General features: G+C 26.8%; 18 protein-coding genes and 1 pseudogene. 14 read left to right on the top strand and 5 right to left on the bottom strand.

Features of this window, described 5'->3' with window-relative positions:
• The first annotated feature begins 66 nt into the window (after nt 1-66).
• On the top strand, nt 67-3,540 hold the full coding sequence (locus ACH36K_RS11555) for an FAD-dependent oxidoreductase (RefSeq protein WP_411167778.1): 3,474 nt from the start codon (nt 67-69) through the stop codon (nt 3,538-3,540).
• Between the two features lie 354 nt (nt 3,541-3,894).
• Here the strand turns inward: ACH36K_RS11555 and ACH36K_RS11550 are convergent, their stop codons facing one another.
• Nucleotides 3,895-4,377 carry a DUF2975 domain-containing protein gene (locus ACH36K_RS11550; protein ID WP_322412853.1) on the bottom strand — a complete coding sequence of 161 codons (483 nt, stop codon included), beginning with the start codon at nt 4,375-4,377 and terminating at the stop codon, nt 3,895-3,897.
• A gap of 431 nt (nt 4,378-4,808) precedes the next feature.
• Between ACH36K_RS11550 and ACH36K_RS11545 the strand changes: the two genes are divergently transcribed.
• Nucleotides 4,809-5,174, top strand: coding sequence for a hypothetical protein (locus ACH36K_RS11545; protein ID WP_411167777.1), 366 nt, complete (start codon nt 4,809-4,811; stop codon nt 5,172-5,174).
• Nucleotides 5,175-5,329: 155 nt separating this feature from the next.
• On the opposite strand, the gene ACH36K_RS11540 is transcribed toward ACH36K_RS11545, so the two are convergent.
• The 3 genes from ACH36K_RS11540 to ACH36K_RS11530 form a co-directional block, all read right to left on the bottom strand.
• The gene (locus tag ACH36K_RS11540) at nt 5,330-6,412 is read right to left on the bottom strand and encodes a hypothetical protein (protein WP_411167776.1); all 1,083 of its coding nucleotides are present in this window, start codon (nt 6,410-6,412) and stop codon (nt 5,330-5,332) included.
• A gap of 248 nt (nt 6,413-6,660) precedes the next feature.
• Entirely contained in the window at nt 6,661-7,155 is a 495-nt protein-coding gene (locus ACH36K_RS11535) for a GNAT family N-acetyltransferase (RefSeq protein ID WP_411167775.1), read from the bottom strand.
• 148 nt (nt 7,156-7,303) lie between these two features.
• Nucleotides 7,304-7,474, bottom strand: a complete 171-nt coding sequence (locus ACH36K_RS11530) for a DUF1056 family protein (protein WP_411167774.1) — start codon at nt 7,472-7,474, stop codon at nt 7,304-7,306.
• 405 nt (nt 7,475-7,879) lie between these two features.
• Here ACH36K_RS11530 and ACH36K_RS11525 point away from each other — a divergent pair, with 405 nt between their 5' ends.
• The 6 genes and pseudogenes from ACH36K_RS11525 (at nt 7,880) to ACH36K_RS11500 (ending at nt 11,690) form a co-directional block, all read left to right on the top strand.
• Nucleotides 7,880-8,104: a hypothetical protein gene (locus ACH36K_RS11525; protein WP_411167773.1), complete on the top strand. Its 225-nt coding sequence runs from the start codon at nt 7,880-7,882 to the stop codon at nt 8,102-8,104.
• Between the two features lie 187 nt (nt 8,105-8,291).
• The gene (locus tag ACH36K_RS11520) at nt 8,292-8,987 is read left to right on the top strand and encodes a response regulator transcription factor (RefSeq protein WP_411167772.1); all 696 of its coding nucleotides are present in this window, start codon (nt 8,292-8,294) and stop codon (nt 8,985-8,987) included.
• Nucleotides 8,988-9,093: 106 nt separating this feature from the next.
• Complete coding sequence (locus ACH36K_RS11515; protein ID WP_411167771.1) at nt 9,094-9,747, top strand: HAMP domain-containing protein; 654 nt, start codon at nt 9,094-9,096, stop codon at nt 9,745-9,747.
• A pseudogene (locus ACH36K_RS11510) lies at nt 9,732-9,854 on the top strand (histidine kinase dimerization/phospho-acceptor domain-containing protein); the annotation flags it as partial. The gene ACH36K_RS11515 and the pseudogene ACH36K_RS11510, both read left to right, overlap by 16 nt.
• Nucleotides 9,855-9,872: 18 nt before the next feature.
• Nucleotides 9,873-10,406 carry a sensor histidine kinase gene (locus tag ACH36K_RS11505; RefSeq protein ID WP_411167770.1) on the top strand — a complete coding sequence of 178 codons (534 nt, stop codon included), beginning with the start codon at nt 9,873-9,875 and terminating at the stop codon, nt 10,404-10,406.
• 60 nt (nt 10,407-10,466) lie between these two features.
• On the top strand, nt 10,467-11,690 hold the full coding sequence (locus tag ACH36K_RS11500; protein WP_411167769.1) for a hypothetical protein: 1,224 nt from the start codon (nt 10,467-10,469) through the stop codon (nt 11,688-11,690).
• 136 nt (nt 11,691-11,826) lie between these two features.
• Here ACH36K_RS11500 and ACH36K_RS11495 read toward each other — a convergent pair whose 3' ends face one another.
• Nucleotides 11,827-12,573 (bottom strand): phage antirepressor, encoded by a 747-nt coding sequence (locus ACH36K_RS11495; RefSeq protein WP_411167768.1) that lies wholly within the window; start codon nt 12,571-12,573, stop codon nt 11,827-11,829.
• Nucleotides 12,574-13,046: 473 nt separating this feature from the next.
• Here ACH36K_RS11495 and ACH36K_RS11490 point away from each other — a divergent pair, with 473 nt between their 5' ends.
• The 6 genes from ACH36K_RS11490 to ACH36K_RS11465 all read left to right on the top strand — a co-directional run bounded on the left by ACH36K_RS11490 (nt 13,047) and on the right by ACH36K_RS11465 (nt 17,181).
• Complete coding sequence (locus tag ACH36K_RS11490; protein ID WP_411167767.1) at nt 13,047-13,745, top strand: hypothetical protein; 699 nt, start codon at nt 13,047-13,049, stop codon at nt 13,743-13,745.
• A 333-nt stretch (nt 13,746-14,078) separates the two neighbouring features.
• On the top strand, nt 14,079-14,624 hold the full coding sequence (locus ACH36K_RS11485; protein WP_411167766.1) for a sigma-70 family RNA polymerase sigma factor: 546 nt from the start codon (nt 14,079-14,081) through the stop codon (nt 14,622-14,624).
• Nucleotides 14,625-15,302, top strand: a complete 678-nt coding sequence (locus ACH36K_RS11480) for a hypothetical protein (protein ID WP_411167765.1) — start codon at nt 14,625-14,627, stop codon at nt 15,300-15,302. It begins immediately after the preceding gene.
• 586 nt (nt 15,303-15,888) lie between these two features.
• Nucleotides 15,889-16,305 carry a hypothetical protein gene (locus ACH36K_RS11475; protein ID WP_411167764.1) on the top strand — a complete coding sequence of 139 codons (417 nt, stop codon included), beginning with the start codon at nt 15,889-15,891 and terminating at the stop codon, nt 16,303-16,305.
• Between the two features lie 80 nt (nt 16,306-16,385).
• Complete coding sequence (locus ACH36K_RS11470; RefSeq protein WP_411167763.1) at nt 16,386-16,646, top strand: hypothetical protein; 261 nt, start codon at nt 16,386-16,388, stop codon at nt 16,644-16,646.
• Between the two features lie 208 nt (nt 16,647-16,854).
• Nucleotides 16,855-17,181 carry a DUF1904 domain-containing protein gene (locus ACH36K_RS11465; protein ID WP_411167762.1) on the top strand — a complete coding sequence of 109 codons (327 nt, stop codon included), beginning with the start codon at nt 16,855-16,857 and terminating at the stop codon, nt 17,179-17,181.
• Nucleotides 17,182-17,219: the final 38 nt, after the last annotated feature.

Raw genomic sequence — 17,219 nt, 5'->3', positions numbered from 1 at the left:
CAAAATTTCCTTCACATCTTTGACTTATTATTTATTTTTGGATGGCTAAGGTAAGGAGGTATTAGTATGTTTAATAAGTTATTTTCACCAATTAAAATTAGAGGAATGGAACTGAAAAATCGTATTATTTTTCCTGCTATGGGAACAAAGTTTGCTGGAAACTCTAGAATGGTAAATGATCAGTTAATTCAATATCATGTAGAAAGAGTTAAAGGTGGAACAGGTCTTAGTATGGTTGAAGTCACAAGTGTCCATGCAAAGAGTGCACCAAGAAGATATTTAGCAATATGTGATGATAAATATATTCCTGGATTTAGGAAACTGACAGATGCTATTCATGAAGCTGGCGGTAAAGCTGGAATTCAATTATGGCAAGGTAGCCTAGCTGTTGGTAGTGACAAAACTGCGCAAATACTAGTAGCTAGTGATATGCCAGTAAGTGCAGAGGTTATATTACCAGGGATAACTATAGAGGAAATTAAAGAGGTAGTAGCAAGTTATGGGGCAGCAGCAAAGAGAGCTTACGAGGCAGGATTTGATTGCATTGAAATACATGCAGGACATAATTATCTTCCTCATTCATTTCTTTCAGGTGGAATAAATAGGAGAACTGATGATTATGGTGGTTCTTTTGAAAATCGTGCAAAATTTCCATTAGAAGTAATTAAAGCAGTAAGAGATAATATACCAGGTACTATGCCAATATTTATGCGTATAGATGCTCATGATGATTATTTAGAAAATGGACTTACAATAGAAGAGGTTATTAAATTCTGTAACCTTGCAAAAGATAATGGGGTAGATGTACTTGATATCTCAAGAGGAAATATCTTAACAGCTGGATTAAAATATGAAGTTCCTCCAATAGATTTACCTAGAGGATTCAACATTGAAAATGCAGCAAGAATTAGAAAAGAAACAGGTATGCTTACAGTTGGTGTAGGTAGAATAAATACTTCTGAATTAGCAGAGCAAATTTTAGAAGATGATAAAGTTGATATGGTAGTAATGGGACGAGCTCAATTAGCAGATCCTAATTTCTGTGAAAAATCACGTTTAGGAAATCTTGAAGATATTGATTATTGTGTAGGCTGTAATCAAGGTTGTTACGATTGCTGTGAAAATGTGAATGCAGAACAAATCACATGTCTTAGAAATCCAGCCCTTGGTAGGGAGGGAATATGTAAAATAAATAAAGCTGAAAAAGCAGAAACAGTATTGATTGCTGGTGGTGGAATAGCTGGTTTAGAAGCTGCTATAATATTAAAAATGCGTGGACATAATCCAATAATATGTGAATCAACAGGAGTATTGGGAGGACAATTTTTAACTGCAGGAGAAGCTCCAAGAAAAGAAGAAATGAAGATAGCAGTTGAAAGTATGGCTAAGAAAGCAGAAAGACTAGGTGTAGAATTAAGATTAAATACTAAAGTTACAAAGGGTATTATTGAAGAAATAAAACCTCACACACTTATTAATGCCATTGGAGCAGAACCAATTATTCCAGAAATTACAGGAGCTCAGTTACCATTTGTATTAAACTCTCATGATGTTCTTAATGGAAAAGAAAAAGCTTCAGGGGAAATTGTTGTAATTGGTGGTGGATTAGTTGGAATGGAAGTTGCAGAATACCTTGCATCACAAGGTGGAAAAGTAACTGTTTTAGAGATGCTTAAAGACTTCTGCCAAGATATGGGAACTACAAGAAAAATATGTGTAACAGAAAATATATATGCTTCAGGTATTACTCCTATAACAGAAGTAAAAGTAACAGAAATAAAAGAAGGAAAAGTTATTGGAATTAAGAATGAAGAAAAAGTATCTTATCCTTGTGACTATGTTGTTATGGCAGTTGGATCAAAATCAAGAGATGGAAAAGAGTTAGAAGATGCATGTAGAGAAAATGGAGTAGCATATTTTGCAGTTGGAGATGCAGCAATGGCAAGAAAAGCTTTGAATGCTACTAGAGAGGCATTTGATGTAGCTATGACTTTTGATGATCCTAAGGTTCATGAAGAAGCATTAGAACCTAAAAAAGTAGTTTTTGTTACTGGTGGAACAGGAATTATGGGAAAAGAGACTTTAAAACAATTGCTTTCAAGGAGTAGCAGATTTAAAGTAAGAGCTATTGCAAGACCATCAGAAAAAAATAAAGAAATAATGAAAAAATTTGCATGTCCTTCTTTAGAAGTTATTTGGGGTGATATGGCTGATTACGATACTATTTTAAAAGGTGTGACTGGTTCAGATTATGTATTGCATATAGGTGCTATGGTATCTCCAGCAGCTGATAAATATCCTAAAGAGACACTTTACACTAATATAGGTTCTACTTTAAATATAATAAAGGCTATTAAAGCACAACCTGATCCAGATAAAGTACATTTTGCATATGTTGCAACAGTAGCAATGACTGGTGGAAGAACAGCACCAATCCATTGGGGAAGAGTTGGTGACCCAATTAATTCTTCTATTTTTGACTATTATGGAATGTCAAAGGTATTTTCAGAAATGGCACTTTTTGATTCAGGACTGAAGCATTGGGTATCAATACGTCAAACAGGACAACATCCAAGCAATGAAAATGCTAAAGATGAACCTATAGTATTCCATCAGCCTCCAAATAATGTATTAGAGTGGAGTACTTCTATAGAATCAGGAATATGTATGGCTAATCTTTGTGAAGATTGGGTTCCAGAAGAATTTTGGAGAAAAGCATATAATTTAAGTAGTGGAAAAGGATATCGCTTAGCTACTTGGGAATTGATGGATTTGCAACTTGGAGCATTTGGAATTAAGTTTACTGATTTGTATGATACAAGAATGATGGCACAATATAATTTCCATGGTCATTATTATTCAGATGCAGATAAATTAGACCAAATGTTACATTTTCGCTGTATTCCTGCTGAACAATATTGGGCATCAGTAAAAGAAGAAATGGAGCTTATGGCAGCAAATCCAATGGTTAGAGCAATGTTTCCAACAGTAGAGCAAATGAAAGATAATAATATCGCAATAGGTCATAAAGAAATGGGAACTTATTGGATGTTTGAAAATAACGAAGAAGATTGGATTAATGCTTTCTTTGGATCAAGAGAAAAACAAAAGGCTATCAAAAGTGTAGAGGAAGGCTATGAATTATTCCATCCAAGTGAAGAGGTAACTTATTTAAATCATGGATATGATGAAGAAAAAGGCATAGAAAATTTAACTATTGAGGATCTAAATAAGGCAGCAAAATTCCGTGGGGGAGAGTGCTTAGAAAAGGAAGTTTTAGATATATATACACCAATTAAATGGAGATGTGCAGATGGACATGAATTTATGCTTTCAACAAATGCTGTATTACATGGTGGACATTGGTGTCCAGAGTGTTTAAGAAATGAATGGCATTATGGTGATATAGCTAAAAAGAATCCTTTCTATGCACAAGTATGGACACCTATACATGGAGAAAATGATGATTATGTAATACCAATGAAGCATAGCGCATACGATATTACGAATGAACTAAAGAAAAGTTTAGGCTTAGATTAAAATAATATAATTAAAAAGAGTTCAAAATAAAATGAAAGTAATTCAAGACTGCCGTTAAGGCAGTCTTTTTATGTTGCTAGTATTAATAGTTGTGTGGAGCTCTAAAATTATTTAACGTTACAATAAAGTTTAATATTAAATAATTACTAAATTGGAATTTATCTAAAATCTTGAAATTATTCTTTTATATTTAATTTTATGTTCGTAATATAAGAAAATTACGAATTTAATATATTCTCAATTTTTATTCTTACTTCTGATGGTAAATGTCCTTCCAATGCTCTCTCCAAAAATGATTAATATCAATGTAATTCTCTAAGCAAATAACCTCACTAATTGAATTTCATCAAAACGTTAATCATTTTCTGGTTTCGTATCTAGAAGATTTTTTAATAATTTTTCAAGCACGTCCACAATAGCGGTGATGATACTTGTTGCTAAAATACTCATTATACTTAATGATATAGGACCTGCTGGGTCATCTCCTGAGATTTTAGAAATTACCTTTAAGGTTATTATCCCTAACACGAAGAAGATGATGATTGTTAACCCACATTTCTTTATGACCTTCAAAGATTTAAGTGATAACTCGGAGAAAGCATTGTTCCCTTCAATATAGATTAATATTTTAAAAGCTTGATACAATGCAACAGAAAACGCAATACAGCATCCATACGCATATCCTAATAAGGGGTATAGCGAGTAGTCCCCTGGATGTGCTTTTGGTTCTCTAATGGCTAGGCTAGGTAACCAAAAGATACACAAAGCAAGCATCGCAATACCAAGCAGAAAAATAATTACCTTTAAGAAAGTGGTTGAACCTTGTTTAACATTCATTTAAAGCACCTCACTGATTTAATGATAAAATGATTTTAACACATAATTTATCGTTTATCAATTAATTTATATCTCTTTTCATTATATTATTATTGTTATTATTATATCTTTTAATTTATAGAAAACGTGAATTCTCATTAAAAATATACTATGAGATTGATTTTTGTACCCCAGAAGTAAACCCGTTAACATTTCATCCTGCCCAATTTTTTATTCGCAATAAATTCAAATTGTTCATAATATATTTGAATTGCGTACTAAAAAATACCGCATATTCATTTGAATAATACGGTATTTTCATTAATTTATATTTAATTGTGTCTTCGTAATATATTAAAATTATTCTTTAGAATTTTTATTTCATTAACACACTTTCTTTTCTATCTTATTTGCATTTCTGCACTTATTTTACAACTCCTTAATACTAGTTATTGAGTTTATTTTTATTAATTCTATGCATACTAATAACAAAGGAGTTGATTCCAATTAAAAAGTTTATATTTACATTATTATTAGCAATTTCTCTTATTACTACAAAAGCCCATGCAGAAACTAAAACTAAAGTATTAAAAGAAGGCATTCATAGATCTGAAATTTCACAAAAAGTTAATGCTAAATTTAGAAATATAAGTCCAGATAACATGACAGTAATAGTATTATCACCTCTTAAATACTTAAAGTTATATACTGACTTGAATCTTAATGATATAACAGCTACTAAACTTCTAACTAATGAAGATGTTGTACTTGTTATAGGTCCAGGAGAAATTGTTATGGAATATGATCTTGCAGAATAGGGTTGTTAAAACCCTATTTCTTCTTATAGACAAAAATATTTTAAAAGACTTACTTTAACGAATAATAGTATCAAATTGTTCACATAAAATTCTATTTAATCACTTCGATAAATTGAAGCTTATCTGTTAGTTTATAATAACTAATTTAAGTAATTTTAAAGCATATTAATCCCTATTTCATCAAAACTTTCTCCTAGAATATTTTCTATTGATTTATATATATCATTGGTAATTTTCATATCATCAAATAAATTAATTATAAAATTATCACCACCTTTCTCAAACATATATTTTAGTAGGTATTTAGAATATTGGTAGTAGTTAAAAGCGTTAGCTTTGTTGAAATTAGAGTCATCTGTAATATCTCCAACCACAGGAACTATATTAAATTCTTTTGTTTCAGGTCCATAATATATTTCGGCTAGATAGGTAGCTAAGCCTTCATTAAACCATTTAGGAAGTTCAGGTATATTTTCGAATTTATCTTTCAGCTCTAGGTCCAAAGCGTAGTGTACATACTCATGGAAAATTACACCTTCATATTCCTTAAGTGAATTATATTTTGACAATGACTGGAGAACTATGTTTCCTGTAAGTGGATCGTAATAAGCGGCAGCATTATTATCAATAAAGGTATTGATTTTATTAATTTCATTTACTATAACAATGTTTGCTTCAGTATCTTGGAATTTCTTTAGATATTTTGTTAACTTGTTAGTTTTAGCAGAAGATACTACATCTTTGATAACCTCTATACTTTCTGAATAATCTCCTATCCCATAATAAATGTTTAAGTTATTATCAGTAATGACATTATAATCCTTTGTAATATTATTACTATTTTGAATAAGCGTATCTTTAACAATTTCTACTGATTCGACAGAGTTTTTAGATTGAATTAATGCTAGTTTTTTTTCTAATAAAGCTTCACTATCCTTACAACTATTAAAGAGTGTTTTATTAAAAGCATTAACATAAAAAAGTGGGAGAATAAATATTATGCTTGAAAGAATAATAGCACCTACTGATCTTCCACCCAAGTATTTGAAATTAAATTTTCTACTAATAAGTTGATAAACACCCAAAGAAGCTATTGCAACAGAGATTAAGAATAACACAACATTCATCCATTCATAGTAGTTCATAAAAAATATAGTTTTAATTCCTAAAATACATAAAGCAAACATAATTATATAAAAACTTATAATAAGAATAAATTTAATTATTTTTTCTTTCATAATATTACCTCCTTTAGTTACCATTAAAGTTCACCATTATAAATAATATTCCATTAAGAGACTTGACATTAATTAAGAGTTTTTTTATTCCTTATAATCAAAAATCTTAGATAATATATTTTAAAAAGGTACTAATAGATAAATTTCTATGTATATAATTACTTGATAAAAACTAATGCACATTAACACAAAGTTATGTCACTAAATATTAAAACTGTTCAGTAAAACTAATTTATATAGGGGTATTACTATCTTATTATTTTTCTCATATATAACATACCTTCATTTTTAGGCCCATATATATCTGGTATAATACCAACTGGAACAAACCCATTCTTACCATAGAATGCTATTACATCGTAATCACCAGCATATGTATGCATATACATGCAATAGACATTTTGATTTTTTGCATAGTTTTCGGCATATTTTAATAACTGTGACCCATATCCTTTATTTCTAATACCTTTGTTTATTCCCATTTCTATAACTTCACAACTATTATAACCATCATTAATTCCTTCTGGTGGTACATCTACTAATATAGTAATAATACCTAGTATCTCATTATTTTCACTAAATGCTCCGAAAAACTCGGCTCCATTATAATAAAGTCTATCAATTTTCTTTTTTAGCCAATTAATATGCTCTTCATTTTTTATATTAAAAAGATCATATTCAACTTCACCAATAAGTTCAAAGAAAATATCTATTTCATTTTGCAAAACTTTTCTTATTTCCATAAAATTTTCTCTCCATTTCTTTTATAATTTATTTGCTAACGCTTTGTTTTAAAATAATGTTTAAATCTGGCTAAATTAAAGGATGTTCATTTGGACATCCTTTAGCCTCGTATTATATTAGGATTGCTATTTAAAATAATACATTAACTTATTTTTTGCGATTAATTTTAAAATTAAGTATTAGTCCACTAATTAGCATACATAGTGATAAAACAATACCTCCAACTTTTATAGATATTATAAAGTTTCCATACAAAAATGTTATTGTTAAACCTACCCCCGCACCAATAAGTAAAGCATAAAATATCTTTTTTGCCATATTTATTCCCCCTGTTTTTTACGATTATAGCGAACAAAATTTAACCAATATTTGTTAATATATATATTTAATTATACACAAGTAAGAGTAAAATTAAAGAAAATTTTACTATTTACACATATATTGAACTTCTTGTTTTAAAATCCTTTATTAAAGTAGTTGAATGTTATATACACCTATAGTTTTTCTTCCACCTTTAATTTGATACAACTCAAAAGGAGAAATGCTTTATGAAAATGGTAGAATACTATTTTCAGGCTTAGAAGAAGATAAAATGGAATTTGGAATTATGATATAGCTAACAAGAAGCTTACAAAAATTGTAGATGTAGATAGTGATACATTCTTTGAATTTCATTTCAATGAAAATAAATATAAAGTTGTTATAAGTAGTTTAAAACGGCCTATGGAAAGGTATGGAAAACAAAATAATACTTTAAGTATTGCAAATATAAATGATAAGTTAGAAATTACAAATATAACTAACATAGTTACTAATACAGAGGAAAGACATCATAAAGCATTTATAGGTTGGGAAAATGGTGGAAAAACATTTTATGTAAGATCAACTATAGCTGATGAAAATTATAATTCAACAAATAAGTTAGAGGTTTATAATATTGTAGAATAAAAGTAATTAGGTAGAAATATTTACAAAACTATAATAGCGCATTCTTACTTGAATAATTTATTGAGTTAAAATATCTAACGGTATTAAGGGGCGAAATCCTATTTAAAAACATTAAAAAATTATAATAACTAGAAAACTAGTAAAAAAATAACAAAGAATATATAATGGTAATAAAAGGGGTGATAATTTGAGAGAAAATATATTAATTATTGAAGATGATGAAGATATAAGCCAGATATTAATGTTTTCATTAACTAAAGAAGGGTACACAGTTAAGATAAATGATAATGGATTAAGAGTAGAAGATGATATACAAACCTTTAAGCCAGATTTAATATTACTAGATATTATGTTAGGTGATATAGATGGATTTTCTATTTGCAAGGAAATTTCAAATTATAAGATACCTATAATTATGCTTACAGCAAGAATTGATATTACAGATAAGATTCTTGGTCTTGAATTAGGCGCAGATGATTATATTACAAAACCTTTTGATATTAGGGAAGTAATAACAAGGATTAGAGTAGCTTTAAGGAGAAAAAAAGAAATTGCAAATCAAAATAATACTAAAAAAAATATTTCTAGTGGTAACATTAGGATTTATGAACAGAGTAGAATTGTAGAATGTAATGGTGAAGAAATAAAACTTAAACCAAAGGAATTTGATCTTTTATTATTTTTAACAAAAAACAAAAATAGAGTTTATTCAAGAAATGATTTATTAAATTTAGTTTGGGGATATGATTTTATTGGAGATACAAGGACTATAGATGTACATATAACAAGATTACGTCAAAAGTTAAAAAAGGAAGTTAACATAGAAACCGTTTTTGGAGTGGGTTATATGTTAAAGGAAAGTAATGCTAACAATAAGGCGTAAATATGGAGTAGTATTATCCGTAATTTTCATTGTATTCATAATTATATCCAATATAATATTAAATAAATTTTTTTATAAAAATTTTAAAGAGTATATTACAAATGATATGGAGAAAAACTATCAGGTTTCACTTAGCAGTTTAAATGATTATTTAGCTATTAATAATATTAATAAAAATGAAATCACAGTAAGTGATTTAAATAATAAAGTAATTAACTTTATTTTAAATAGAGCTTATTGTCAAGGAGCTTTATATGACTTAAATGGTAACTTATTATTAAAAGGAGAAATTAATGAAAAAGAATTAGATCTAAATATATATGGGATATCAGAAGAAACTTTGAATATAGTTAAAGATAATAAGGCTATTATAGATATTGAAAGAAGACCTAATAGTATCATTGGAAAAGTAAGTTACTTAATATATGGTAAGAATAAAGAAGCTATAGGGGTTATAATGTTGGCCAATGATTATGAAAAGGAGTATATAAGAAATCAAAATATCAATAAGTTAGTTAATTATATTTTTACTGGACTTTTCTTAATTATATTGATTTCTATATATTTTTTATCATCAAAGATAGTTAATCCTTTAATACTACTTAAAAATAAAGTTTCAGAAGTAGGAAAAGGTAGTTATCCTTCAAAAATTAATATTACTTCAAATGATGAAGTAGGAGTTTTAGTAGACTCTTTTAATTTAATGAGTGAAAAGTTAAAAGGAAGGATGAACAAGAAAAAAATATCTTTAGAAATATAACTCATGAATTAAAATCACCAATTACTAGTATTTCAGGATATGCACAAATATTAAGTGAGGATAACTTTCAAGATGAGGAATTTAAAGCTATAGCTATAAAAAGAATTATTTTTGAGAGTAAAAGAATGAATGAGTTAGTAGGTACACTTTTAGATATTTCAAAGCAAATAAGTGATTTAGAAGATTACTCCTTTGAAAATGTTAATTTGAAATTTATTTTAAATGATATAGTCCAAGCTAACTTAATAAGTATAAAGGAAAAATCATTAGAAATAATTAATGAAACTAATGATATTAGTATAAAGGGAAATAAACAATATTTATATATATTAGTGAATAACTTAGTAGAAAATGCAGTAAAGTATTCAAACAATAATAGTAAAATAGTGATTGAATTAAAAGATATTAATGAACATACAATGTTTTCAATTTCATCAGAAGGGAAGGTTATTCCAATTGAGAAGAAGGAAAGTATATTTGAACCCTTTGTTAAGGTTGAGGATACTAGTAAAAATAAGAAAAATTCTCATGGATTAGGTTTGTATATTTGTAAAAGCATCGTAGAAGCACATAATGGAACAATAGAAGTAGAGGTAGATGGAAATAAATCTAAATTCATTATCAAATTTACAAACTTTAATACTTTGGAAACATCTTAATATTATTCCAATAACAACTAGTTATTATACTAAGGATATAAAGTGATTGGAGGAGCTAATATGAAAAGAAAATATTTAGTATTATTAATTGTTATAATGACAACAATGATACCAGTAGGATGTTCAAAGGGAAGTAGTGAGAATGTAGTATTGGGAACAGAAAAAGTTATTATTGATGATAACACAAAAGATAAAAAAAATGAGGATTTTCAAATTAAAATGGTTGCAGAAACAGAGCCGATAGATCCTGGAACTGATTATAGGATGCTTTATGTAAAGGAAAACATTATTCAACTTATTTACCAAAATGATGATGTTATTAGAGAAGTAAGCGTCGGTAAATTAGATAGCAATAATAAAGTAAATTGGACATATAAAAATGTTGACTGGGGAATATATACAAACATCTCTTATAATGGATCTTCCGCAACTAAGATAAAAAATGATAACAAAGTATATACTGTTAATAAGGATGGGGAATTAGAAGAATCAGCTGTATATACTAAATTAATTGAAGAGCAAGGTAACTTACTTTATGATGGTCATGATTCCTATAGAAATTGTACTATAGATGTAGTGCTCTGTGGAAGTGAGCAAGATCCGAAATTAGCTGTAATAGATATCCCAAATGAAAAATATTATGTTATTCCTAATGAATTAAGACATAATGATAAAGATGGAGCATTAAGAGAAATATTAGGAATAGAGGGAGATAGGATTTATGTTAACTACCAGTATTTAGAAGGGTATTATTCAGATGATTTCGATCCGTCTAAAGAACATAATACAAAAAATACTATAGGATATATTGAAAATAATAAATTCACTAAGATATTATCAGAAGATGATGGTATTAAAATTGATATTAGGGGAGAAATGCTTTATGAAAATGGTAGAATACTATTTTCAGGTTTAGCAGAAGGTAAAAATGGAATCTGGAATTATGATATAGATAACAATAAGCTTACAAAAATTGTAGATGTAGATAGTGGTACATTCTTTCAATTTCATATCAATGAAAATAAAGATAAAGTTGTTATAAGTAGTTTGAAACCGGCTTTAGAAAAGGGTGAAAAACAAAATAATACTTTAAGTATTGCAAATATAAATGATAAGTTAGAAATTACAAATATAACTAACATAGTTACTAATACAGAGGAAAGACATCATAAAGCATTTGCAGGCTGGGCAAATGGTGGAAAAACATTTTATATAAGATCGACTATAGCTGATGAAAATTATAATGCAACAAATAAGTTAGAGGTTTATAATATAATAGAATAAAAGTAGTTAGATAGAAATATTTACAAAACTATAATAGTGCATTTTTACTTTAAAAATTTCACAGTTGAATAATCAAACAGATTCCTAAAATATTTAATTTTTAAATATCAAAAGTCAGGTTTTATAAACCTGACTTTTATAATTTCTCCATTAAAGGAACAATATCTAAATTTTCTTTTAACAGTTTATAAATAAAAGCTCGTCCTCTTTCAGTCCAGTATGTTACTATTATAGATCTTCCACTAGGAGTATTTAGTGTTTTAGAGTGTGTATATCCTTCAGGTGCATAATCTTGATATAAGACCCATTTATCAGAAATTTTATATTGTACTTTTAATGAATTAAGAATTTTATTCATTTGCATGCCTGACATTCCATAGTCTTTTGCAATAACTGTTATAGGAATTAGTAAATCATTATTTAAAACTGTATCATGATAATTAACTTTTTCTTTAGATTCTTCAAGTTCAAATATTAGTTGTTCTCTTTCTTCTTTTAGTTCTGTAAGCAAATTTTCAATAGTAGTTGGATCTTTCAATCCTCCATCTACTACTTTAGGGGTAGCATATATTCCTTTAGCTCTTATAGATGGAAGTATTTCTTCGAAAACCCACCTTTCAAATTTTTCAGCATAAGGAAGTTTAGAGTGTACAATAAGCCTAAATAAATCACTTTCAGGTATAAATATAACGTCTTGATTTCCTCCTGAAGTTAAAATATTGTGTTTAAAAGCATATTTAGTATGTCTTTTTATAGCTGCATGTGGATTTGAATATCCGAGAATTAAAGCACATTGGTTAGATTGAAAGTATTCTCTACCATTAATCTCCAATATGTTTATTTCTCCAAAGGTGTCATTTTTAAAAATTTCTAGTTTTTCCATAGCATAAACCTCACTTTATAATTTTATTTTTTCTATTTTCAAAGGACCTAACGAAACGTTAGCCCCTTGTGAACTCTTGATTTTACTAGGTTTCTTAGGGGTTTTATTAAATAGAAAATTTCTATTCATTATTTAAATATGCAGAAAACTATACTTTTTAAAATTTTTAACAAAAATTTGTTATTATTAATGAAATAATTTTTTATATAAACGTTTTTCTTATGTTTTTAAGATGAAAAGTATGTTCTAAAAAGTCCTGTTAGATGCATTCATAAAATAAGAGCTAGAAAAGTTGTGAAAGAAATATATACAGATAAGCATTCAGATATAATGAAAGATAGCTGTAGGGAAGTAAGGGCTATCGCAATTATAGATTTATTAAACTCCATATGATAAAATATAACTAAATGTAATTAGGGCTAAATCAACCAAGAATGAAGAAAATATAAGAAATATATAGGTGAGAAATAATAATGAAGTTTAGTGTTAAAGACAAAAAGGTACAGTATATTATATTTGCATTAGGATTGATTTTTTTAATAGTGATAGCAGTATTGTTTTTTCAAAAGAATGATACAAAAAATATAAAAAGTGTTAAAAAAGATAATGAGCAAGAGGAAGTAGTAAAAAATGAAAGCAAAGTTATTGAATTTATAAGTTCTATAGCAGGATTACAGGCTAATAATATGGAAGTTATAAACAATCCTGTTGTGGGTGTTAAAGGAGAAATATTTGCACCTAAAGAAGCTATCATTAATAGCTTAGATTATTACTTAAAGCATACTAAAAATGATAAGATGAGCGATGTTAAGGTTGATATAGGAGATGGCTATATAGTAGTTAACGTAAATTATAATGTAACTAATATGATAAAAACACCTATTGAAGTTAAAGTTATACCTAGTTTAGATGAAAATGAAAATCTGGTTTTAAATATTAAGGAAGTAAGATTGTTAGATTTAAAAATTACAAATTGGATTGTAAATTTAGCATTAGATAATTTTATTAAGGATTGGTTTCCAGCAGATAGTAATTTAAAGGTAGATTTTAATAATGGAAATATTTTAGTTTATAAAGAAAATTTTAAAGGTGTGACTTTAAAGGAAATAGATATAAAGGAAACTGGATTAAAGGTAAATGCTATAATTGATTTAAATTTACTTTTAAATTAGAAATGAAAAATCTATTTAAATTGTATATCGAATATTTGTAAATGAAATTAATAATAAGATATTAATATGAAATAAGTAAAAGAACGTAATATAGATATCTAATATGTTCTTTTGCTTATTTTTTATATTTTTTTAACTATGTTTTAAAATATATCTTTTTAGCTATTTTAAAATTTGGCTATGGTTAATAAGTGTATTTAGAATGTTACAATTTTTAAGGAATCAAAAAATGTAATAACTTAAATAAATTTAGAAAAAAAGATAATAACTGACAGAAAGCATAAATTCAAAACGAATAATAGATAGAAAGACAAATAGAAATGAGGTGTAAATTTGAGAGATATAAATGAAAAAGAACTTATTTATAGGATTAAAAATAAAGATATTCAATCTTTCGCTAAGCTCGTCAATGACTTTGGGAAGTTAGTTTATTATGTAGCAGGAAATATATTAAAGGAGGACTATGAAAAAGACTTTATAGATGAATGTTATAATGATGTTTTTACAACTATTTGGTTTAATATTGATTGTTTTGATGAAGAAAAGGGGAACTTTAAAAATTGGTTGATATCTATAACTAAGTATAAAGCCATAGACATTAAGAGAAAGAATTTTAAGAATAATAATTATGTTGAATATACAGATGAAATAACAGCAGTAGAAGATAAAACCTTAGAAAAAATAGAAGATGAAGAAATTATAGATAATATTTTAAATAACCTAGAAGAAAAAGATAAAGTAATATTTATTAAAAGGTATATAGAAGGTTATACAATAAGGGAAATAGCAAAGGAGCTTAGGTATTCAGAAAACTATATTCATACTAGAATATCTAGAACTAGAAAAAAATTAAAAAATATAGAGAAGGATGTGATTTAAATGGATGATAGAGAAGTATTAAAACTATTAAATAAAATTGACTACTCAGAAGAAGAGCTAAGTGAATTAGAAAAGAAATCTATTGAAAGTAAAAATCAATATGCAGAAGATCTTTATAAAATTAAAAATGAAGAGATTGTAAGAAAACTTGCTTTTTCACATTTAAATAAATTAGCAAAAGTTAATCTTAATAAGGATGAAACTATAGAATATAGAGGTATATTTTTTCAAAGCTTTTTAAATAAAAGGATAACAATGTATCCAACAACGTATGGATATTTAAGCCCAGTTTATTTTGGAATATTTATAACAAATAAAAGAGTTTTCGTATATAAGTTATCTGGAAGCTATACTATTATAGAATATGAATATATTAATGATATAGAAAATATAAAGTATATAATAGATGGAAGAGAAGACTTTGATACATTTCGTCTGATTTTTAAAGATAAAGTGAAAATTGATTTAAGACCATTTAATAAAGAAAACAATGAACTTCTATTAGAAATAATAAAATATTTAAATATAGAAAAGAGTATAGAGATTAGGAAGGAAAAAATCAAAAGCAATTTAATATATTTAGCAACTAATTGGCAGGGGTTAATTCCTGGACCTAAGTATGCTGTCATACTATTAATTTTTATTTTAGTATTCGCTATTCTTCGTGCAATTACCTAATTCATCTTTTAATAGAGTATTTTAATGATAAAGGAAGGTATAAGCCTTCCTTTATATTCTTTATACAAATAAAAAAACTCAGTATTTAAACTGAGTTTTTGTTGTCTTCTAGACTTATTTTTCTATTTAACTTTTTATTCAATAGTTTCTTCATAAGTTTCTTAATCTTGTTTTTAGGTAATCAGCCTTTACTTAAAATTTTCCTTCTTCTTTAGATGACGTATGTTGATCAGTTTTACCAATCTATTAAATACTGAATTCAATTTGATTTTTAACAGAGTATTGATTAATTATAATTAAAATTTAAAATACCTAGGTTTAAATAAATGGGAATTAATTGCATATTAATTCCTATTTTGCTTATTTAAAGCATTAAAATATGATAAAATATAAATAAATGTAACAAAATGTAATTAAGGAGACTCAACTCCTTTTGTCGTTGAGTAAGTTAGAAGTGTTAAATCAACCACTTAGGTAAGTTTGAAAGACTAAATTAAAGATTTAGATTCTCACTTAATAGCAATTTATTATAAATAGACATATAAGTTAATTTTAATAATTAAATTTATTAAAAGGTGGTGAATTTATGAAGGTAAAAAATATAAATAATGAAATGACTAATGAAATTAATATAAAAGAAAAAGAAATTCAGATAACGTCAGAATTAGATCAAAATATTATGCTAAATGATTTTGATGGAATTACATATAATTTACCTAGTTCAAATTCTGTAGATACAAGAATATTTGGCAGGTTATTAGAAGATAGCAGAGTTGTGGCAAGCTATAAGATGTATTGGTTACTAGGTATTCTTGAAGAAGTAAATTTAGGTAATGTTGAAATAACCTTTAGAAGAGTAATTGCAAGAATGATAACAGGGGCTTGGTATCCAACATTACAATATAGACTTTATTTTGGACAATTTGATAACTTAACAAAATCAATAGACTATATAGCAAGTGTTTATAAAAAGCCTACTAATATAAAAAGCCTACTAATATAAAAAGTCCAGAATTATTAGAGTTTATTTATAACAGTGAGGATAAAATTCTAAATAAGCAAATAAAAGAATTAACTTACCATGTGCCTTATAAGCTTTTAACACCTTTGTGGAACTTAGTACCTACCTTTAAAAATATAAACAGTAAAAAAAGCGATAAGCTTTTAAGATATGAAAATTACATAAATGATTTTTGTAATATGCAATATGAAGCCTTTTCTTTTATATGTGATAATAATAGAAAGAAAGATCTTGAACAATACGTAGACATGTTAAGGTTAGAAAATCCAATAGATTTTTATAAACATAAAGGTAAAGAGGGATTTTCAGAAAAATTAATATGAAGCATAGCTCCAATATATCAAATAGCCGTAAATCAAGGCTTTAGTGTTATTGATAAATTATAAATATCTAAGATTATAAAAAATAATACTCATATTATATTAATCATAAAGTTATTATACCAATGAATGCTTAAGATGATCTTATTTTATAAATATTTTCATTGTGATATTATATTATTAGTATTTATAGTGATGGGAGTGGTCAAAAATGCCAATGTTAAAATTTAAAGGTATAGAAACAGAAAATGTTTGTTCAATAAGTAAAAAATTAATAGACGAATTACAAGAATTAATTCAATGTCCAAGAGATTATTTTAGCTTGGCAGTTGATAAATCTGTATATATAAAAGATGGAGAAATTGTTAAAGGTGAGCCAGTAGTTGAAGTTTCATGGTTTGATAGAGGACAAGAAGTACAGGATAAAGCTGCAAAAATAATTACTAAATATGTTCATTTATTAGAATACATAAATGTGGATGTTATATTCTTTACATTAGATGAAAGTAAGTATTATGAAAATGGAGAGCATTTTTAATTAAAAAGTAAAGATAGCTATAAAAATATCTAAAGAAA

Origin of the sequence: Clostridium sp. MB05, from assembly GCF_046581255.1 — a bacterium.
Lineage (GTDB): Bacteria > Bacillota > Clostridia > Clostridiales > Clostridiaceae > Clostridium.
Note: the sequence above shows the minus strand (reverse complement) of the source record. Positions and strands in the feature narration are given on the sequence as shown.